Origin of the sequence: Thiocystis violascens DSM 198, from assembly GCF_000227745.2 — a bacterium.
Taxonomy (GTDB): Bacteria; Pseudomonadota; Gammaproteobacteria; order Chromatiales; family Chromatiaceae; genus Chromatium; species Chromatium violascens.
Map to the genome: position 1 here is coordinate 4225499 of NC_018012.1, position 21333 is coordinate 4246831.

At 61.2% G+C, this 21333-nt stretch carries 16 protein-coding genes; 2 read left to right on the plus strand and 14 right to left on the minus strand.

The window, feature by feature from the left end; genetic code table 11:
* Window positions 1-6: 6 nt before the first annotated feature.
* The 7 genes from THIVI_RS18790 to THIVI_RS18815 form a co-directional block, all read right to left on the minus strand.
* Window positions 7-360, minus strand: a complete 354-nt coding sequence (locus THIVI_RS18790) for a type II toxin-antitoxin system PemK/MazF family toxin (RefSeq protein WP_014780113.1) — start codon at window positions 358-360, stop codon at window positions 7-9.
* Window positions 361-811: 451 nt separating this feature from the next.
* Window positions 812-2386, minus strand: coding sequence for an AAA-like domain-containing protein (locus THIVI_RS18795; protein ID WP_014780115.1), 1575 nt, complete (start codon window positions 2384-2386; stop codon window positions 812-814).
* Window positions 2387-2928: 542 nt separating this feature from the next.
* Entirely contained in the window at window positions 2929-3906 is a 978-nt protein-coding gene (locus THIVI_RS18800; RefSeq protein WP_245537452.1) for an ISAs1 family transposase, read from the minus strand.
* Window positions 3907-4144: 238 nt separating this feature from the next.
* On the minus strand, window positions 4145-4801 hold the full coding sequence (locus THIVI_RS24905; RefSeq protein ID WP_157174509.1) for a DUF2971 domain-containing protein: 657 nt from the start codon (window positions 4799-4801) through the stop codon (window positions 4145-4147).
* Between the two features lie 225 nt (window positions 4802-5026).
* A complete protein-coding gene (locus THIVI_RS23040; protein ID WP_014780117.1) occupies window positions 5027-6400 on the minus strand; it encodes an IS701 family transposase in 1374 nt (457 codons plus the stop codon).
* Between the two features lie 30 nt (window positions 6401-6430).
* The gene (locus THIVI_RS18810) at window positions 6431-7615 is read right to left on the minus strand and encodes an ISAs1 family transposase (protein ID WP_014776993.1); all 1185 of its coding nucleotides are present in this window, start codon (window positions 7613-7615) and stop codon (window positions 6431-6433) included.
* Window positions 7616-7863: 248 nt separating this feature from the next.
* Complete coding sequence (locus THIVI_RS18815; RefSeq protein ID WP_014780118.1) at window positions 7864-9237, minus strand: IS4 family transposase; 1374 nt, start codon at window positions 9235-9237, stop codon at window positions 7864-7866.
* Between the two features lie 208 nt (window positions 9238-9445).
* On the opposite strand from THIVI_RS18815, the gene THIVI_RS18820 reads away from it, so the two are divergent.
* Window positions 9446-9655, plus strand: coding sequence for a DUF433 domain-containing protein (locus tag THIVI_RS18820; protein WP_014780119.1), 210 nt, complete (start codon window positions 9446-9448; stop codon window positions 9653-9655).
* Window positions 9656-9847: 192 nt separating this feature from the next.
* Here THIVI_RS18820 and THIVI_RS26355 read toward each other — a convergent pair whose 3' ends face one another.
* From THIVI_RS26355 to THIVI_RS18855, 7 genes are all read right to left on the minus strand, one after another.
* Window positions 9848-10192, minus strand: coding sequence for a type II toxin-antitoxin system PemK/MazF family toxin (locus THIVI_RS26355; RefSeq protein ID WP_014780121.1), 345 nt, complete (start codon window positions 10190-10192; stop codon window positions 9848-9850).
* Entirely contained in the window at window positions 10180-10389 is a 210-nt protein-coding gene (locus THIVI_RS18830) for a hypothetical protein (protein WP_014780122.1), read from the minus strand. The genes THIVI_RS26355 and THIVI_RS18830 overlap by 13 nt, the downstream gene beginning before the upstream one ends.
* 273 nt (window positions 10390-10662) lie before the next feature.
* Window positions 10663-14058, minus strand: a complete 3396-nt coding sequence (locus tag THIVI_RS18835) for a transglutaminase family protein (protein WP_014780123.1) — start codon at window positions 14056-14058, stop codon at window positions 10663-10665.
* Window positions 14059-14357: 299 nt separating this feature from the next.
* Window positions 14358-15605 carry an ArsB/NhaD family transporter gene (locus tag THIVI_RS18840; protein ID WP_014780124.1) on the minus strand — a complete coding sequence of 416 codons (1248 nt, stop codon included), beginning with the start codon at window positions 15603-15605 and terminating at the stop codon, window positions 14358-14360.
* Window positions 15606-15656: 51 nt separating this feature from the next.
* Window positions 15657-15857, minus strand: a complete 201-nt coding sequence (locus THIVI_RS18845) for a DNA gyrase inhibitor YacG (protein WP_014780125.1) — start codon at window positions 15855-15857, stop codon at window positions 15657-15659.
* Window positions 15858-15859: 2 nt separating this feature from the next.
* Window positions 15860-16627, minus strand: a complete 768-nt coding sequence (gene zapD / locus THIVI_RS18850; RefSeq protein ID WP_014780126.1) for a cell division protein ZapD — start codon at window positions 16625-16627, stop codon at window positions 15860-15862.
* Window positions 16628-16772: 145 nt separating this feature from the next.
* Window positions 16773-18791: an LOG family protein gene (locus THIVI_RS18855; RefSeq protein WP_014780127.1), complete on the minus strand. Its 2019-nt coding sequence runs from the start codon at window positions 18789-18791 to the stop codon at window positions 16773-16775.
* Between the two features lie 235 nt (window positions 18792-19026).
* Between THIVI_RS18855 and THIVI_RS18860 the strand changes: the two genes are divergently transcribed.
* Window positions 19027-21258: a patatin-like phospholipase family protein gene (locus tag THIVI_RS18860; protein ID WP_014780128.1), complete on the plus strand. Its 2232-nt coding sequence runs from the start codon at window positions 19027-19029 to the stop codon at window positions 21256-21258.
* The last annotated feature ends 75 nt before the right edge of the window (window positions 21259-21333 follow it).

Consider the following 21333-nt stretch of genomic DNA (forward strand, 5'->3'; position numbering starts at 1 on the left):
CCTTCGTCAGACGGCGTCCGGCGCAAAGAGGGTTGCGATGACTTCGCGGATCTCTTCCAGTAGGTGGTCGGGGACTGACTCGATCTTTTTCGCCTGGCGCACGACAAAATCGACGGACTTCAGTTGATGGATATGAATGTTGCCATCCGTCAGGCAGCCGGTACCCATCAGACTCACCAGGAAACCACCCTGGCGGGCGGGAATCGCCTGTCCGCCAGAAATGGGGCAAACCATTGCTAGAGCGAATCGCCGATTGAATGCCTTTGGCGAAACGACCAGAGCGAAATGGTTTCCGCGCATTTCCTTGCCTGTCGAAGGGTCGAATGCCAGATGGACGATGTCTCCACGATCAGGAATCACTGCTCGGCCCCAACCGCCCGCAGGGTATCCCATCCCTCGACGCGCTGTTTGCCATCGGGCGTCGCGTCGAGCAACTCCGCAAGACTCCGGGCTGATCGCCGCGGACGAATCGAAAGTTGTTCGCCGCGAATCGTCAGCGAGACTAGGCTATCGGCATTTAATTAATTCTGTTCGATGTAAGCCGGGGGAATCGCGACAATCAGAGATCCGCCAGAGCGACGTAAACGTGCCGTGATCATGTGCGGACCCTCCTGACAATGTTTTACAACTATAAAATAGTTCCAGACCTGAGAGAAGGTTGGCGACAGTGAGGTTCCCTCGCCCCGATGATGTGCTCGCGCCAGGCTCGTGCGTTGCATATGCTGTCCCCGGAATGCCCTAATGGGATTGCCGCGACATTTCATGCCAGAAATCCTTCACGGCAGACAAGTGCTTCATCGGGTGCGCTCCCTCAGGCCCGCACCACCTGAATGCACCGCCCAGCCGGACTGAGCGTCTCGTGACTGCTGGTGCGTGCCTCGATCGGCGGCTGTCTGGCGCGGCGGTCGAAGATCACCAGCCAGCCACGATCCAGACCGAGCCCGGCCAGATAGGCGTCCAGTTGGGTCAGCCCCTCGGTCAGCGGATCGGGGCGCCCGTCGCGCCACACCTTCAGCGCCAGTCCCAGGGTGACGGCGCCGTCACGCAGACAGAGATCCATGCGTCCCCGGCCGATGGCGTACGCGCGTTCCAGCCGCCCGCCGCCGTTGATCACGCGATGCAGAAAAGCCATGAGCACCAGATGCGGGGCGATTTCGTGATAGGGCGCGCTGGCGAGCAGCGGTTCGCCGTGCTGGCGCCAGAAAGCGAGAAAGGCGTCGAGCAGTCGATCCGGGTTCAAGCTCCCGTCGGGGTTGAGCCAAGTTGGGGATATCTGGGGCAGCGAGTCTTGCGGACCGCTGGCCAGGGCGCGCGGCAAGACTTCGCGATAGATCGGATTGGCGATCACGAGTCCGCCCGCGCCGTCGCGACGCAGCAGACCCAGATCGACCAGATACTCCCGATCTTCCTCGAACGCCTCGCCCAAGGCGGTCCCGCCCAGCATCGGCTCGATGATCCGGCGCACCCGCGGCTCGCGCAGCTTGTGGGTGAGTTGATCGAGATGGGTGACGCGGTTGAGGATCAGGGTCTCCTTGGCCCGGTCGATCAGGTCCACGCCGATGGGTTGGGCGCGGTCGCGGCCCTCGGGCTGCTCGAAACAGGCTTCGTAGGCCAGCGCATTGACCAGCCAGGGCTGGCCTTGGGTCAGTTCCCAGACGCGCGCGAGCGCCTCGGGGGTAAACGCTTGCCCGGTCTCGGCGGTGTGCTCGTGCAGCAGCGTCGCGACCTCCTCGGCGTCGAAATCCCCCAGCCGCAGCGACTTGGCCTTGATGTTGAAGGCGCTACCGCCGGTGATCGGGGCCTGTTCGGAACTGGCGTGGATGCGATAGTCGCGCAGATCGCGCACCCCGCAGAGGATCAGGGCTTGCGGAAAGGCGTCGGGGCGTTGCGGATAGCCCGCGCGCAATTGACGCAGCAGCGAAATCAGGGTGTCGCCAACCAGGGCGTCGACCTCGTCGAGCAACAGCACCATGGGCTGCGGTATCCGTTGACACCAGTGCGCGAGAAACAGACTGAGCGCCGAGCCGTGCGGCGTCGTTGCCAGCACCTCCCGCGCTAGCACGGGGGCGTCGGTATCGCCGAGCCAGACCCGTGCCGAGGCGGCGATATCGGTCACGATCACCGCCATCGCCGCGTCGACGTTCTCCCGATACGCCTGCGCCCCTTCCAGATTGGCATAGACCGCGCGATAACGGCCTTCCCGGTTCAGATAGTCCATCAGCGCCAGCAGACAGGTCGTCTTGCCGGTCTGGCGCGGGGCGTGGAGCAGAAAATACTTCTTTTGCTCGATTAGGGTCAGAATGGCGTCCAGATCCCAGCGCGACAGGGGCGGCAGGGAGTAATGGTCGTCCGCGCGATTCGGACCTTCGGTGTTGAAAAAGCGCATCCCCGGCTCCTCCTCGGGCAGTGAACAGATCCGGGGTTTGAGTTTGGCATCGTTGAGAATGACCAGGTGATGAAAACAGCATACCTGATCGCTGGGAGGACGGGCGTTCTCGGTGTTTGGCGATGACGAAAGTCGCGCTGGCGCTGTCGTTAGTTTGTCGACCTTCGGCCCAGACTGCCGACAAGCTCATCATCAAAGGAAGCCCCGTCGCGATCCGTGGAAAGCGGGTCAGCTCGATAGCCCGGTAGGGTGCGCGTCGCTTACCATTCGGCTCTCATTCCCATGAAGAAACACGAGCTGTCCAATCACATCATGCCGGTTGGGGACGGCTCCAAAACAACTGAAATATTGGGAGCGGGCCAAGAGTAAGGTACGCGATGCGTTCCCTTTTATAACCCGAGGCTGGTTGAAAAACTGCGACGCTTGGCGGGCGAGTCGGGTCTGTAGGGTTAGCGATCCTGTAGGGGCTCGCATCGTTGCCAACGGACGGGGCAGGTCATTGGACGAGTCTCGTGAGACCCAGGGCGAGCGCGTTTAAATTCTCAGCCGAACACCACCTTAGCGCGGTAGCCGTCGTTCCACGCGGCCTTGCGGCGCTTCTTGGCCAAGCTGATCGCCGACCCCTCCTGATCGAACAGGTTCATGCTCAGGTGGTGCACCGAGGTCATGATGGCGGGGGCCTGGCCCTTGCGGATGCGGCTGGCATCGTCACCGAAGATCACGTCCAGGCGCCAGTGCAGGCGGTTTTCCACGCCCCAGTGCTCGCGCACGGCGTGGGCGAAACGGGCGGCCTCGGGCGCCATGGCGTTGATGAAGTACCGGCGCTCAAGGCTTTCCTGGCCGTTGCTAACACAGGCGCGCTCGACCATCCCGATGCTGCGCAAGCCGGCCCACCGGGCCACGTTGGGCAGGGTCCGCAGATCGTCGGTGATCCAGTAACGGCGCACCTCCATCTGACCATGATCTTTGTCCAGTTCCTCCGTGAAGTCAGCCTGGACATGGGCAAAATCAGCCTGCTGCGCGACGCTCCAATAGTCTTCAACGGCCTCCTGCAGGGTGCTCTGGTTGCCCTTCAGACCCAGGACATCATCAGCGCCTTGCGCGATGATCTGAGCCGCGATCGCGGTCTGGCAGCCCATGGCATCAATGGTCACTAAACAACCACGCAGTTCCAGCAGTTCCAGCAACTTGGGGATGGCCGTGATCTCATTGGACTTCTCGCGCGTCGCCTCCTGGCCCAACACGAGGCGATTGTGACAGGCCCAGGCACTGACCATCTGCAACGGCGAACGCCCCCGCCGGCGGTCACGCGAACCGCGTGCCGTCTTCCCGTCGACGGCGACCACCTCCCCGTCCGTCATCTCGGCGATCGACTGGGTCCAACTCAACAAACACGCCTGAAATCCCTTCGGGGAGAGACGCGCGATCACGTTCGCAACGCAGTCATGGGAAGGCACGCCATTTTCAAAGGGGGCAAACTGACGCAACCAATCCGGCTTTTCGTGCCCGAACTCCTCAATGGCCTCCCAACCGTTCGCCCCGCTGACGACCGCTGCAGATCGTCAACAGCACAAGATCGGCTAGGGCATGCCGCTTGTGACGCTCGATCCGGGGACCTTCCGGGACGCAAAATGCTCAAGAAAGCTGGCTGACATGAGAAACTCCGACAGTCGTTTCTCGCGAGCATCCGTCAACTACCCGAAAAACGGAATGTTTAAACGCGTTCGCCCTGTCGCGAGACCTGACTCTTTTCCCATCTTATGGCCGCAATGTTATATTTGACACTTTTATTTCTGGGGCAGAGGTTTCAAAAAATCCTTTTGTGAAATGCAAATGTTCAATAAGTAATTCTAAACCATCTTTGGCCAGATTTGTATTTGCACAGGGGCCAATTCTAATCGAATTAATGAATTCTGGTTTAATTTCGTACTCCACATAAGGAATAATTGTGTTTCCTTTTGTCCTGAATTTCAAGTCTTTAGAGTTGGTCCAGCATGCCTTTAGTAGCCTGTGTTCGCTTTCTTCAAAAAAACCTTCATTTTTAAAAGTTGAAATTGTGCGCCATACCCTTAATCTAATTTGTTCGTTTTTTCCATGGGTTGATTCACTATAAAAATCTGCCACTTCGCGAAGCAGTTTCTCGGATAATTCCTTTTTATCTGTATCTTTATATACGCAGGCGTACAACTCATCACTTACGTCTGGCAATTCAAATTCAATGCAGTAGCCTCCATCTTTTGGGCAGTATCCTCTCCACTGACTTAATTTATTTTCGTCACGGGAAAAAGAACCAACAAATGTTCTGAGAGATGTAGTGCGTTGATCGATACATGAGTTTAGTAGAGGATTATAATCGTTGCCAAAAACAGCTCTAATTATTTCAATTCCTTCAGTCTGTTCATTAAAATCATTCATGTATTTTATTTCTGTAAGCCATAGTTTTTGATTTTCAAGAATAGATTTGAGAGCATTAACGTCTGTGTAGTGATACAGTTGCATTTTTAATATAGATGTTGTAAAGGAGGCATCAATTTTAATGGAATGTTTAATTCTACTTTGTTACTTTAATTCAAACGCATTGACTATCCCGTCGCGGTCAGCTTGTAATTCTACTTTGTTACTTTAATTCAAACGCATTGACTATCCCGTCGCGGTCAGCTTGTAATAACGCTCGATATCCTTGCGCCTTTGCTCATGCCTGACCCGCATTTGCTGGATTCTTTTTTCGACCGCATCCGGATCGTTGAGTAGTAAAGCGATGATGAGAAGCCGAAGATCACGGCAACTCACCAATGGATAATCGGTTTTGTGCAAAAGACGCTCTTTAACAATAAAGGACAGCGACAACATCACCAGCGCCATATGGTGGTGCCAGGCATTCCATTTTCTGACTTGATAATCTGACATTCCTAATTCGCTTTTGGCTTCTTGAAATGCCCGTTCAACCCAATAGCGCTGTGCTTGCATGTAAGCCAGCCTTTCGATCGGGGTGCTCCGATAATCGACATTACTGAGTGAGTATTTGATCTTGTTGTCCGCGTGATTTCGGCTGATGACCAATACCCGCTCGGTCACGCGCTCCGACTTGCCATCCCAAACCCACACGGGAGCGGTATGAACGGACAGCGTGATCGGCCCTTTGGCCCCATTGCGAACGGCCATCGTGCGCCATTGGAAAGGATAAAGATGGTCGGCATACCATCTCACTTGCGTGGGGTCGCGATCAGCTTGAAGTTTGGTTGGCTTTCGTCCTCGCCCAGCGGATTCCGGAACCGATAGAATGGGTTTGAGGGGATAGATCATCTGATCGCAATGAACATCAAGCAGAAAATTTAACCCTATGTTATCTAAAGAAACACCAAGCTCTAACCCGTGTCCGTACAGGCCATCACCGCCCACCCAACCAATGTCTACGCCCGCCGCCAGATCGGATTGAATCATCTCCAGTGCGAGTTCGATCTTCGTTTTAAACTGACGTGCCTCTTCAGGAATACCCGCTTGGTCACATCGCTTTAAATCAGCGGTCCAGGACGTTGGAAGGAACAACCGCTCATTAATTAACGTGCTCTGTGATTCCCAAACTAAGCTGGCATAAACGCCCACCTGGCAATTCTCAACCTTACCAATGACACCGGCATATTGCCGCGCGACGCCAACGGAATACTTGCCTTTCTTGAGATGCGCTGACTCATCAATGATGTAGCCGACATCCCGACCGCGATAATTCGGCTGATTCGCATACAGACTTGAGGTGTCTTGGGCGATCGCACCGATGAGGTTTCCCGCCGACCACGGTGAATCTGTGATGAACTGTTGGATCCGTTGATAACCATCACCACCGGACACATCAATTTCTTCGTTGATGCGTTCGAGATTCCGTTTTCCGGCTTCAGTTTTGAGAAGACCCATGATGTAAGCTCGACTCAGTTCATGACCATCAGCTGTTTCGTTTTGAAAAAATTCGTGATAATCCTCCAGATGAGCGGAGAGGTTACCAACCATGTTTTTTAACATCGCATCGGTTTCGCTACCAGGGCAATCGCATCAAGCGCTGCTAACATTAGCGGGTACCGATGTATCAGCGTCGCCCTTCCTCTGAGGCGACTCGAAGAGCAATTTCGACAGGTAGGACTCGTCCCAACCGGCTTTCAAGCGTTTGTTCTGGATGCCGAGCTTGGTGCCGTCATTCTTGAGGCGCGAGAGGGCGAGGTGACGCAGGACGGCAAGATTCTCGCGCGCCACCGGATCGCGGACACGGCACTCATCCTCACGAAAGGCGATATCGAGATTCCAATGCAACCCGTTTTCGATGCCCCAGTGACCGCGTACTGCGTGGGCAAAGCGCGCGGCGCTGGTGCCGATGCTGCCAATGAAATAGCGGGTCTCGACCGAGACCTTGCCGGCGACCTCACGGCGCGATTCAACCATGCCGATCATGTTCATTGCCTCCCACGAGGCGCTGTGCGGCACGCCGGAAAGATCGCCCAAGGTTTGGTAGCGACGGGTTTCGAGACGACCATGCCCTCGCTCGACGGTTTCGAGGAATGCCGAATCGACACCGGCGTAGCCTCTGGCGTCGGCGTCGATGAACGCCTCCTCGACCTCGGCGGCCAGCGTTTCCTGGTTGCCTTTGAGCGCGAGCACATAGTCCCCTCCCTGGTGGATGATCTGCGCGGCAATCTTGGTCTGGCAGCCCATGGCGTCGATGGTGACGATGCAGCCCTCCAGCTTCAGCCACTCCAGCAGACGTGGAATGGCCGTGATCTCATTGGATTTGGCGTCGGTGGCGACCTGTCCGAGCACCACCCGATTGGCCGTCGCCCAGGCACTGACCAGGTGCAACGCCGCCAAGCCCTTGCCGCGGCTGTGGGAGCGGCGCAGGGTCTTGCCATCGACGGCAATGATCTCTTCGGGGATCAGTTCGGCCACCGACGCGCTCCATTGGCGAAAGCAGGCGGCAAACTGTGCGGGATCGATGAGCGCAAACACCCGCCCGAAGGTGTCGTGCGACGGAATGCCCGCGGGCAGTTTCAGAAACGTGCGCAGCCACGCCTCCTTGGCCTGTCCGAACGTCTCGACACCCACCCAACCGTCGGCGCCACTGAAGGACGCCGCGATGGTGATCACGATCATCTCACTTAAGAGGTGCCGTCGTTGGATCGCGCTGCGCGGCTCGTCCAGCGGGGCAAAATGGTGCGCAATCGATCGCTCCACACTCAAGTCGCACATCGGCGAGATCTCCCCAAGATTCTAAAGACTCAAATCATTGGGGCCGCAGTACGGATTGTCTAACAGTATGCGCTAATGCGTTGATGCGATTGCCCTGGTTTCGCTACCAATCGCGTTAGCCATGATCTGCCATTTCCAAATAAAATTTTCCCTGAAAATAATATTTGAAAATCATAAGCTTATGTCAAGCTAACAAAGTAGAATTAAAGCGGTCCTGCTGGTACGGCCTGACAGACTAAGCCATATCATTACCCACAACTCGCGTCGACGGAGCGTTGAGCTTGGAGCGCCAGCACAAAGTCAGCCGCCCGCTGAAGCCCGATCCAGAGGGTTTTAGGACCCGGAAAGCCATCGCTTTTGCGATTGAGGAAACCGCCCAAGGTGGCGACCAGGCGCACCATGGTATCGAGAGAGGGCGGTTCAGCGGGGGGTGCTTTTCGCTGGGTGACGAGATAGACCGCCTTCCATTCGGCCTCGTCAAAGACGACATCGCACGGCATCTCCGGACAGTCGCGCCCGCGTCGCGTGAGGAACAGGACGCGCCAGGCAATGATCAGATAGAACGCGATCGCTGGCTCCAGGCGGGCGCGCTTTTCGAGTTGTAATTCTTCAATGCGACAGCCGCTTTTCAAAATCTTGAAAAACACCTCGATCTGCCAGCGGCACAGATACCAAGCCAGTTTTTCAAGGGCTTGCGCAGGGGTCTCGACGGTGAGGTTGGTCAGCAATAACCAGTCGAGCGGGTCTTCGTCGGCCGGTGGATTCACCTCGGTGGCCAGCAACGCGGTCACCGTGACATCCGCCAGGGTGCGATCGGGTCGCCACGGCGCCTTCAGGGTGACGCGCACCACTTTGATCTGTTGCTCGACGGTGCGAGCGCGGCGCCCGCGCGCGGGCGGACGCTCAAAGGTGACCTCGGTCAGCACCGCCGCCTCATCGAGCGCCGCGCGCAGCTTGCGCCCATCGGCCAGCAGGCGGTCATGATATTGACCACGGATCAGCCAGTCGGCACCCTGCTCCGGACAAGGCGCTTCGACAAACAGATCATAGAGGTCGCCCTCCCGGTCGGCCAGGTACGTCAACCGCGTGTCAGGCAGCTGCTCGGCCAGCGCATTGACGCGGGCAAAGCCATCAACCCAGCGCACGCTCTCCTTCTCCTCCAAGGGGCGATGCGGCCCCTTCGATTGCCCGAGACTGCCCGGTTCACGCGCCCAACTGTGGAGATCCAGCAGACCCAACGGAACGCGCTCGGGTGTGACCGCCAAGGTGGGATGCAAGTACATCCCCCAGCGACGCTCATAATTCAGCGGCCCCAGATCCGCGATCAGTGCCTTCTTGGTCGTGAAATCAAGCTCGGTCGTATCCTGGATGCACAACACCCGCGGATGCGCGCGCAGCCGTGCTTCGGTGCAGGCGAGATGGGGCGCGAGCACACGCTCGGCGGTGACCTTCGCCTGGTCGAACAGGCGGTAAGCGGCGCGGGTCTCGCCCCAACCGCCGCACGCCGTAGGAATGCTCACCGTCGGTTTCGTGCCGAGCTTCTCCAGCACGCGGCGCGCGCGCCGATTGAGACGCTGGTCGCCAAGGTCGATGCTCGCAAATTCGCTGGCCAGTGCGCTCATGACAACCCCTTGGTCTTGGTTTGCACACCACAGCTGCCTGCCTCATCGTGCACCTGCAACATCGGTCTCAGCCCCTATCGATTTAAAGGGAGCGAATGTCACACGCGACTGGGCTTGATGTCCAGCCTCGCCAGCGTCAGCCCGCTGTCGAGATATGGGTAATGCTATGTGACTAGCCTTCGTGCATGGACACCGTAGAGATCCCGTCATGCCTGATTTGAGCCGTATTACTCTCGACCCGGACATTTGCCATGGCAAACCCTGCATCCGCCATCTGCGCTGGCCGGTGGAGGTGATCCTCGACCTCGTGTCCGCTGGCATGGGCTGGGATGAGATCCTGGCCGATCATCCGGAATTGGAGCGTGACGACATCCTGGCCTGTCTGCACTATGCCTGCCTGCCTGCTGGTGTCTGGTGAGCCGCTGCGACGCGTGGCCTGATGAGCGTCCTTTGCGATGTCTGAGGCGGGACGGGGTATATTCACCCCGTCCCGCACGTTTATCGGCCGCCAACCGTTGCCGCCGCACCTGTGGAGAAACGTTCCGGACGGGGTGAATACCCCGTCCGGCCTGATGTCGATCTACTGTGTGAACTTGAATTTTCAACTGGCCTACTGCGCCAAGGCCAATCCCAGAAGATCTGCGATCGCGGATTCGATTGCGGCGAATTCCTGAGACGACACCCTGCCGACGGACGCTCGAATACGTTCCCGTTTCACGGCCATGAGCTTATCCGTCATTGCCCAGGACGCTCGGACAGCGTCTCCGTATGGAAGACTAACCGGAACGCGGTAGGGCAGGGTCTCTTGGTGACTGGTAAAGGGACAGACGAGGATAGAGTCCGGACCGTCGGCGCCAATATACTTGTCGGCCTGGACGACCAGCCAGGGTCTTGGCTTACCGTAGTCGCCCGCTGCCGCCGCGAGCACGATATCCCCACGCCTTATGTCTCCCACGGGTGGTCCTTCAACACATCCGCTTGCAGCCTTTCGATCTCTGCATCGGCTTCGGCATCGCTCGCGAACGGTTCAGATGCGACGATGCACCGCAGGGCCTCCTCAACCACAAGCCGCAAGGGAACGCCGCGCGCCCGAGCGATCGCTTGAACCTGCCGTTGCAGGTCGTCGGGGATACTGGCGTGAAGTGTAGCCATAAAAGAGCCTTGTCTTGCATGGACGAGCGTTTATCGTAGCCTGTCACTCACGTTCAGTGATAGCCCACGAGGCACACGGAGACCGAGGAGGCAAAGAGTCTCGCGTTGTAACATCACGGGTCTGGAGGGAGATTTGATGCCGCTCATCGACTCCTCGCCACCTATCGGTTTTCCCGAACCAGTAGGAACGCGCACTTGGAGCTGCGTAGTCAGGCCATCCCGGCCTGGTTCTCCAGGGCTGGAAGCCCTGGCTACGCTGACGTGAGGGGTGACTCAGCATCCCGGACGATACCTTAGATCCAGCGTATAGGGATGCTCGCCCGCCGGCTCCTCGGGCGGCGGATCGATCACCCCTGGCGTATGCCCCATCAGCCGGAAGCGGGCGATGCGTCGACTCTCGGCTTCATAGCTGTTGACCGGGAAGTTGCTCTCGCTGCGGCCGCCGGGGTGGGCGACATAGTAGGTGCAGCCGCCCAGGCTGCGCCGGTTCCAGAGATCGACGATCTCGAAGACCAGCGGGCTGTGGGCCGGGATCGTTGGGTGCAGACCCGATGGCGGACTCCACGCCTTGAAGCGGATGCCGGCGACGAATTCGGCCTTGCGTCCGGTCGGGCGCAGCGGGACGCGCCGACCGTTGCAGACCAGCACATGGCGGTCGCCGACCATGCCGTTGACCTTGACTTGCATGCGTTCCACCGAGCTGTCGACGAAGCGCGAGGTGCCTTGCGCGGTGACTTCCTCGCCCAGCACATGCCAGGGTTCGATGGCGGCGCGCAGTTCCATGTTGATGCCGTTCTCGGTGACGAGATCGCCGTAATGCGGGAAACGGAACTCGAAGAAGGGATCGAACCAGGCTGCGTCGATCGGATAGCCGGCGCGGCGCATGTCGCAGATCACGTCCTCGAAGTCCTGCCGCGCGAAATGCGGCAGGAGGAAGCGATCATGCAGCTCGGTGCCCCAGCGGATGGGTTTGCGGGCGTAGGGTTCTTTCCAGAAACGGGCGACCAGGGTACGCAGCAGCAGCAACTGCGCCAAGCTCATCTGATAATGCGGCGGCATCTCGAAGCCGCGGAACTCCACCAGACCCTGTCGGCCCGCCGAGGAGTCGGGCGAGTAGAGCTTGTCGATGCAGAACTCGGTGCGGTGGGTGTTGCCGGTGACGTCGGTCAGCAGATTGCGTAGCACCCGGTCGACGATCCAGGGCTGGGGGATCTCGCCGGTCGGCATCTGCTGGAAGGCGATATCCAGTTCGTAGAGCCGGTCGTCGCGCGCCTCGTCGACCCGTGGGGCCTGACTGGTGGGGCCGATGAACATGCCGGAGAAGAGATAGGACAGGCTCGGGTGATGCTGCCAGTAGGCGATCAGGCTCTGCACCAGATCGGGCTTGCGCAGCAGCGGGCTGTCCGCTGGCGTGGGGCCGCCGAGGGTGACATGGTTGCCGCCGCCGGTGCCGGTGTGGCGTCCGTCGAGCATGAACTTCTCGGTGCCGAGCCGGGCGAGCCGCGCCTCTTCGTAGAGGATGGCGGTGTCGCGCACCATGTCGTCCCAGCGTTCGGCCGGGTGGATGTTGACCTCGATGACGCCGGGGTCCGGGGTGACCGCGAGCTTCTGCAAGCGGAAATCCTTCGGCGGCTCATAGCCCTCGATGATGATCGGCAGCTTGAGTTCGGCGGCCGTGTCCTCGATGCACATCACCAGATCCAGCCAGTGCTCCAGATGGGTCAGCGGCGGCATGAAGCAGTAGAGCCGGCCCTCGCGCGGCTCGATGCAGAGCGCGGTACGGATCAGGTCGGGGTGCAGGTCGTCGGGCAGCGCGATCTGTTGGCGCACGTCCTGATGCGCGTGATCGGCGGGCGCGAGCCGTCCGTAACGCGCGGCCAGATCGCGCGGCTGCACGCCCTGTTCGCGGATGGTCTGGGGCGCCTGGGCCGGTTCGACCAGCCGGCTGTAGCGGCGGGCGACCTCGTCGAAGGGCGAGCGCAGCGGCGCGACCGGCTCGAAGGGGTTGCGTTCGGGCACCCGGTCCAGTTTGCTGTCCGGGACATAGGGCAGGGCATCCAGCGGGAGACGGAAGCCCATCGGCGAATCGCCGGGGATCAGAAAGAGGTTGCCGTCACGGAAGGTCCAGCGCCCGCTCTTCCAGCCCCCATCGATCCCGAAGCCCCACCAGCGCAACGGCAGCAGGTAGCCGGTGACTTTATCCAGCCCCTCGCTGAACAGCCGGGCGATGCGCTTGCGTTCGTTGGGGTCCTTGAGCTTGTTGTCGAGCGGATCGACGTTGACCGGCAGACGCGCCTCCTTCCAGAGGTAATACCAGACATCCTCGTGGGCCTTGTCGGCGTGGTCCGGATCGACGCCCAGATGGCGGGCGAGGGTGCGGATGAAGCGCTCGGCCTCGGCGGGGCCGTGACCGTAGCTGGTGTTCTCCAGCCCGAACAGATCGGGGTCGTGCCATACCGGCTCGCCGTCCTTGCGCCAGTAGCAGGACAGCGCCCAGCGCGGCAGTTGCTCGCCCGGATACCATTTGCCCTGACCGATGTGCAGCAGTCCGCCGGGCGCGAAACGCTTTTTCAGCCGGCGCATCAGATCCTCGGCCAGCGGCTTCTTGGTCGGCCCCAGCGCGTCGATATTCCACTCGGCGCCGTCCATGTCGTCGATGGAGACGAAGGTGGGCTCGCCGCCCATGGTCAGACGCACGTCATTGGCCTTCAGCTCGGCGTCGACCTGATGGCCGAGCGACTCGATCGACTCCCATTGCTCGGGCGTGTAAGGTTTGGTGACGCGCGGGTCTTCGTGGATGCGCGCGATCTCGTTATGGAAATAGAACTCCACCTCGCACTCGTCGGTCGCGCCGGTGATGGGCGCGGCGCTGCGCGGGGCGGGCGAGCAGGCGAGCGGGATATGACCCTCGCTGGCGAAGAGGCCGGAGGTGGGATCGAGCCCGATCCAGCCGGCGCCCGGCACATAGACCTCGGCCCAGGCGTGCAGGTCGGTGAAATCCTTCTCGGGGCCGGACGGACCGTCGAGCGACTTCACGTCCGCCGTCAACTGCACCAGATAGCCGGAGACGAAGCGTGCGGCCAGTCCAAGATGGCGCAGGATCTGCACCAAAAGCCAGCCGGTGTCGCGGCAGGAGCCCTTGCCGGTGCCCAGGGTCTGTTCGCAGGTCTGCACGCCCGGCTCCAGGCGGATGACATAGCCGATGTCCTGCTGAAGGCGCTGGTTGAGGTCGACCAGGAAATAGACGGTCTCGCGCTTGGTGCGGTCGACATCCTTCAGCCATTTTTTCAGCAGCGGGCCGTCCTCGGTGATCTCCAGATAGGGCGCCAGTTCCTTGCGCAGCTCGGGGTCGTACTCGAAGGGATAATAAAACGCGTAATCTTCCAGAAAGAAATCAAAGGGATTGATGGTGATCATCTCGGCGATCACATCGACCTCGACCGAGAGTTTCCGGGTCTTTTCCGGGAAGACCAAGCGGGCCAGATAGTTGCCGTAGGCGTCCTGCTGCCAGTTGATGAAGTGTTCCGCCGGTTCGACCTTGAGCGAATAGGAGCGGATCGCCGTGCGGCAGTGCGGCGCGGGGCGCAGACGCACGACATGGGGCGAGAGGTTGACCGAGCGATCGAAGTGATATTCGGTCTTGTGGTTCAGGGCAACCAAAATCGACATCTGGGGTGAATTCCTTGGCTTGAGTTGGGAGAGATAAGCAAAAAAAATGCCGCTGCTGGCGTGGCGGTTGGAGTCAGGCGGTGCTTGGGGTCTTAAGATCCCACAAAAGCCCGCGCCTGTCTCCTTATCCCAGGGGCGATGCTCGCGTGGGCGCATGGCTTAAGGTGATTGATCCTACCCGTAGGAGCCCGCTTGCGGGCGACGTGACCCGCCAGGCTGCCTTCCGTGTGCCCAACCGTCGCCCGCAAGCGGGTTCCTACGGGGTTTGACGCTTGGTCAAGTCATTTCCGGAAATCACCTTAGCCGTCCAGTCGCTGTCCCAGCCACAATGCGAGGGCCGCGATCGCCAACGTCGCCAATGTCACCGGCACGCCGATACGCGCGTGGCCGCGCCAGTCGATGCGGATGCCCCGCCGATCGGCGGCCTGGATGACGATGATGTTGGCGATACTGCCGACAATCAGCAGATTGCCCGCCAGCGTACTCGACAGCGCCAGCAGCGGGCCGCTGATCGGGTCGGTCGCCACGGGCAGCAGGAGCATGACCGCCGGGACATTGGAGACCAGATTGCTGAGCAGGAAACTGGTCACGAAGAGTGGTGTCGGCGCGTGCAAATCGACGCCCTGGGTCGCCAGCGCGGCGACGGCCTGGGCGGGCAGGCCGGTTTGTTGCAGTGCGTGATTGACGATGAAAAGGCCGATGAACAGTACCAGCAATTGCCAGTCCACCAGCCCCAGCATGCGGAACGAATGCAGTCGTCGGCTGGTCAGCAGGAGCGCGGCCCCGGCCAGCGCCATCAGCGCGCGCGGCCAGGGGATGAAGAGAAAACCGGCGAACAGCACCGTCGCGACCGTCAGCCCCTTGATGCTTTGCCAGCGGTTGAGCGTGGGCCAGTGTTCGGCGGTGCGTTCGTGTGTCGGCGGTTCTGGCGGCGACGCCCGAAGTTGCCAGCGTCCTCGGGTGAGTCCCGCGACGATGCCCCAGGTGACGATCAGTCCCAGCATCACTGGAATGGCGGCGACGAGCAGATACTCGGCGAACGACAGCGCCAGGGTCTCGCCGATCAGCATGTTTTGCGGGTTGCCGATGAGGGTCGCCGCCGAGCCGACATTGGCGGCGCAGGCGAGGCTCAGCAGGTAGGGGATGGGGTCGAGTCGCCGGTCAAGACAGACCTCCACCAGCACCGGCGCCATGGCGAGACAGACGATGTCATTGCTGAAGACCGCCGACAAACCGGCGGCGACGGCGATCAGCGCGCCCAGCAGCGCGGGCGGCGACAGGTCGAGCCGGCCCAGCCGCCCGACCGCCCAGCCGTAAAAACCGCCGAGTCGCAGTTGCGCCGAGATCACCATGAAGGAAAACAGTAGCGCCAGCGTCGGCAGGTGAATGGCCCGCCAGACCTGATCCATGGGGACGGTTTCCGATGCCACCAGCGCGATCGCGCCCAACAGCACCACGCCGGTGCGGTCCAGTTGCAGGAAGGGCAGACCGCCGAGGAGCATGCCCAGATAGACCAGCAGGAAGACCGTGACGACGAAAAAAGTCATGGGTGGGCGGTTGAATCCGCAAGTCGTCTTTGAAATGCAATCGCCGCAAGTCTAATGATGGGTATCGTGTGCGTCGGATGGCGGCGGATCCTCGCTCGGGTCATCCGCGCAATCGCTGATCCGGTGATTTTCTTCCAGCCAGTCGCCGAGATCGATCAGACGGCAGCGTTTGCTGCAGAAGGGACGCCAGGTCGAGGTTTCGGTCCATTCCACCGGCTTTCCGCAATGGGGACAGGCAACGATCGTAGCCATGGTTACAACACGCAACAGGTGAGTTTGAAGGAGACGTCATCGCAACGCTGGGCGGGGCGGCCGCTGGATTCGATCGCCATGAACCGGATGCTGAAGCGGTTTTTATGTCCGCTGATCTCGGGGTAGAGCGCCTCGGAGGCGTCGAGTCCGACGCGCAGCATCTGCGCCGATGCATCGAGATCCAACGCCTCTTGAAAGAAGCCCCCCTCGGCCAAGACCCGGCGCGGCGCGGTGCTGCCCCGAATCAGGGAGAGCGCGAGATCGATGGCGCTGAAGGCTGGCGTGAGGTCAAGCAGCCAATGGTCGAAGCGCGTCTGACGTATCTCGGGAGGTTGGATCAGCCAGAAATGGTAGTGCGGCAGGTCGAAGCTGCAGGCGCCGCCAGGAATGCTGCTGCGTTGAGCGATGGCCTTGAGAAAGTCGTCCTCGCGGGCCGTCTGACCAATGGGGCTGCCGATGTGTCGGACGCCGTCGATCGCATCGTCAAGGTCGCTCAGCACCTGTTCGAGCGCCTTGGGGTCGACGCCGGGCTTGTCGGCGAGCCGATGGATGGCGCCGATATGATGTTCAAGCTCCTTGAGAATTTCGTTCTTGATGTCCGAGCGTGCCGTGATGGCGACGATCTCCAGCAAGGCATCGATCGCGGCCCGCGTGGCGGAGGGGTCGAATTGACGGACGAAATGCTCGAATCGCTCGAACAGATGTTCGAGCCGCAGAAAGATTCGGATGCGTTCGTTAAGCGGATGTTCGAAGGTGATCGATGTGGACACGTTGATGTCTCAAGTGTGGTCGGGATGCGCGTCGATTTGATGCGGATCACGCGCCGGCCGATCCGCGGCTCGATGGCCGGAAGGCTTGCGCGCGATTGGATTGCTTGAATTCTCGCGGTTTTCCCGCGCGATGTCACGAGCCCCATCAGCCCAGACGCAATGTCCGTTTGTAGAAGTCCGGGATGGCGTCCGGGTCGGTCGTCATCAGAATGTGGTCGAGTAGTCTGGCCGGCACGCGGCCCTGGCGGCCCATTTCGGCGAGTTGCAGACGCAGGCCCTCCCAATAGAAATCGCCGCCCGAGCCGTCGAAAAAGACCACCGGACTGGTCTCGATGACGCCGAGTTTCATGTCGGTCAGGGTGAGTCCGACCTCTTCCAGCGTGCCGACCCCGCCCACCAGAAAGAGATGAAAGCTGGCGATCTCGAACCAGCGCTGGCGGGCCTGACGGCTGCGCGCCTGAAAGGTCTGGTAGAACTCGGCGGTCTGGTTGAGTTCCTGGTCGATGGTCTCGATGAAGCTCGATCCGACCATCAGTCCAAGTTTGTGAGCGGCGTCCGTGACCTGCTGCATGGCGCCCGGTCCGCCGCCGGTCAGAATGCCGATGTCGCTGCCGAACAGGTTTTTCAGATTGCCGAGCAGACGTTCGATTTGGTGGGCGGCGTTATCGTTCAAGGGTTTGACCGAGCCATAGATGGCGAAGATCAGGCAGGAGCGGAAACGGTCGACCTTGTCCGGCGTGGTGAAATAGCCGCGCAAGCCCCGGAAGACATGCCGAACGACTTGGCCGCGCGATTCGTTGCACCAGAAGACCTCCAGCCCCAGACCCTCGTAATCGGCCAGTCGGCCATGGTCGCGCGAGGAGAGGAAGGGGCCATGCTCGAAGGAGGCGCGCCGGAAGACGATGCGGGCGACGCGCTGACGCAGGGCGGCGGCGCAGATCTCGGTGTGCTCGATCAGATTCGGGAAATAGCCGAGCAGCAGGGTCGCGCGCGCGCCGTCCGGCAGATCCGCCAGGATGCGCGTCCCGTACTCGGTGCGCAGGTGCAGATCCAGCCCCTCGGCCACCAGGCCCGCCGCCAGATCGGTGCCCCCGCGCGGATCGCGCGGTTCGCGCGGCTGGGTCCAGACCTGATCGGGGTCCGCTCCATCCAATAAGGCGCGCGGCTCGCGGGAAACGGCCATCATCCGATGCGAATAGCGGTCAGTGACCGGGCTCGCCTCCAGTCGGTCGAAAATCGCCAGCAGCGACTTGCAGGCAATGTCACCGCTCGCTCCAATGAGATGAGACAGAGCGCTTGTTTCGCTGTCGGTCGCGGTTGACAGTGGCGCCGTGGGGATGCCGTGGCCATGCCAGTATCGGGGCTTGGGCTTGAGCAGGATCGCCTCGTGCACCGAGGCCGCGACGCTCGGATTGATGATGAGCTGCTCGGTGCGATTGACGAATTCCAGATACACATTGGTGCCGCGCGTGGAGACCGGGTCGAGGACCGTGGCCTGGAGATGGAAGCCCAGCGAATCGTCCAGGTTGCGCAGCACCACGTAGTGACGGTGCAGGAACATGGAACAGGCGGTCACCAGACCGTCCTTGGGCAACAGCTCGATATGGTCGACCGCTTCGCGGATTTGCAGCCGGTTGAGCAGATCCTTGCCGTCCGCGTGGGTCGCGATGGCGGTGACCTCCTCGGGGGTCAGTGGTTTCTGGAAGCGAAAGATCTGACGTTGCGGGCGCAGAATCAGATAACCGTTGCCGTCGAGCGAGAATCCGGCCGGGACTTGCAGCGCGTTCTCGCGAATCAGCCGATGGATGTCCGACGAACCGAGCCGATTGTCCGTCGGACAGAACACCAGCCGGCCGACCCGCAGTCCGGGCACCACGATGCGTTCCAGATGCGGCGCGATGCCATAGGAGTGGATGGCGGCGGCGATGTGCAGTTGGAGGTCGCAGTGATGACTGTTGAAACTGGGGGCGCCGAGCGGGAGGATATTGATCCCCATGCGCGCCAGCCGGCTGCGCGCCGCGAAGACCAGGTCCGCTTCGCGATCGCCGACGAGGTCGCGAAAGGCTGTCGAGATGGCGAAACGCGCCGTGACGACGAAACCGACGTCGTCCGTGTCGAGCAGAGCGGTGATCCAGCCGTCGCCGGTCTCGGGTGTCGCGTACATCGTTGGTGTCTCGGAATCGCGGTTGGTCATGGGATCTAGATGCGCCAGAATAGCGAGCGTATCACAAGGGTCGATCCCGTTGATGACCGGAGCGGTCCGAGTTGTCGCCAGCGTCTGGATGTCGCAGCGTCGATCGGTGCGCGGTTGCCGGTATGATATGTATCCCGCTGGGGCCGTCGTGTCGATCGATACGCGCCGCTGCCCCTTTACTCCGCTGGATTCTGACGAGGCTCTCATGAAACGGAACCTGTTCGCACTCTTCGCCACGCTGCTCGTTGCCTTGTCGCTGGCCGTCCCGGCGGACGCGCGCGAGCCTCAGCGTCCGCGCATTGGCCTGGTGCTCGCGGGCGGCGGCGCGAAAGGCTCGGCGCATATCGGCGTGCTCAAGGTTCTGGAGGAACTGCGCATCCCCATTCACGCCATCGCGGGAACCAGCATGGGTTCGTTGGTGGGTGGGGTCTATGCGGCGGGCGTGCCGGCGGACGAGTTGGAACGGCGGGTGACGCAGGTGGACTGGGGCGCGCTTTTCGACGACAACCCGCCGCGCGAGGCGTGGGCGGCGCGGCGCAAGGAAACTTCTTTCAACCCGACCTGGAATTTCACGGTCGGGGTGCGCGAAGGCAATCTGCGCCTGCCCAAGGGGGCTATTTCGGGTCAGAAGGTCCAGTTGTTCTTCAACGATCTGGTCAAGGGCGTGGAAACGGTCCAGGACTTCGATGCCCTGCCGATCCCGTTCCGAGCCGTCGCCACCAATCTGGAAAACGGCGAGATGGTGGTCTTCGACCGGGGGCCGCTGCCGGTCGCCATGCGCGCCAGCATGGCGGTGCCTGGCGTGTTCGCGCCCATGGAATGGGAGGGACGCATCTACGTGGACGGCGGACTGGTGCGCAACCTGCCGGTCGACGTGGCCCGTTCGATGGGGGTCGATACGCTCATCGTGGTCAACCTGGGATCCGGGTTTCTCCCGCGCGAGCAGCTTGGCAGCATTCTCGGCGTCACCGGTCAGATGATCGCCATCCTGACCGAGCAGAACGTGGAAGCCTCGCTCAAACAGATCGACCCCAAGCGTGATGTGCTGATCGTCCCGGATCTAGGCGACATCGGCTCCGGCGACTTCGCGCGCGCCGCCGATGCGATCGCCACCGGCGTGACGGCGGCCCGCAAGGCCGCTCCCAGGCTGGCGCGCTACCGTCTGAGCGAGGCCGAGTACGCGGCCTGGAAGCGCGCGCGTTTTGGCCCCGGCCAACCGGTCCAGCGAGTGGGCGAGGTGCGGATCGCGGGTCTGGAGCGGGTGAACGCCGGCGTCTTCGATGGCCTGGTCGAGAACCAGGCGCAGCAGCCCTTCGACCGCGCGCGGCTGGACGCGGAAATTGAGAAGGTCTATGGGCGTGGCGACTTCGAGCGAATCAGCTACCGTTTCGAGCCCCGGCGCGACGGCTCCGATCTGCTTATTGTCGATGCGGTCGAGAAGGCATGGGGGCCGGGCTATTTGGGATTTGGGCTGGGTCTGGCATCCGACAATCAAGGCGACAGCCGTTTCGGATTGCGCGCCACCTACGATCAGACCTGGGTCAACCAGCTCGGGGCCGAATGGAGCACCGAACTGACGCTCGGCAATGCGCCGAGCCTGCACACCGAACTCTACCAGCCGCTGGATCTCGACCGGGCCGCCTTCGTCGCGCCTTTTCTGGATTACAGCCAGAGTCCGTACAGCGTCTTTGTCGGGGATCAGCGGGTCGCGCGCTACGACGTGACGCGGGTGCGGGTCGGCGCGGATGCCGGTACCACGCTGCGAGGCGTGGAGTTGCGGATCGGCCCCTATGTCGGCCAGACAGAGGTTGCGCTGGACACCGGCTCGCTTGAACTCCCGGAGGATCGGATCACGGATACCGGCCTGCATGGGCGCATCGTCTACGACACGCTCGATAGCGCCGGGGCGCCGCGCTCGGGTACGCGCATCGCGCTGGAGTCGCTGAGTCCGCTGCACGCGCTGGGGGCGGATGTCGACTACACGCGCGCGCTGCTGAGCGCCACCACCGCCCACAGCTTCGGGGCGAATACGATCACCGGCAGACTCCGCGCCGGAAGCAGCTTCGGCGCCACCATGCCGTATTACGATCAGTTTCCGCTGGGCGGTTTTCTCAAGCTCTCCGGTTTTGCCAACGAGCAGTTCCGCGGCAACGACATGGTCTTCGGCGCGCTCGCCTACTACCGCCAGATCGCCTCGCTGCCGCCGCCGATCGGACGTGGACTCTACTTGGGTGCCTCGCTGGAGGGAGGCTGGCTTTCGGACGGTGTCGTCCAAAATCCGAGAACGGGCGAGGATGTGATCCTGAGTCCGGAGGAGACTCGTTTCGGCGGGAGCATCTTCTTCGGATCGGATACCTGGATCGGCCCCGCCTATCTGGGGCTCGGGTTGTCGGAGACCGGCGACAGCACGATCTATGTGCTGATCGGGAATCCTTGATCGCCGCTTGAAGCCGCTCGTGTGATTCGCCGCTTGAAGCCGTTCGTGGTGAGGCACTCGAACCACGAACGGCTT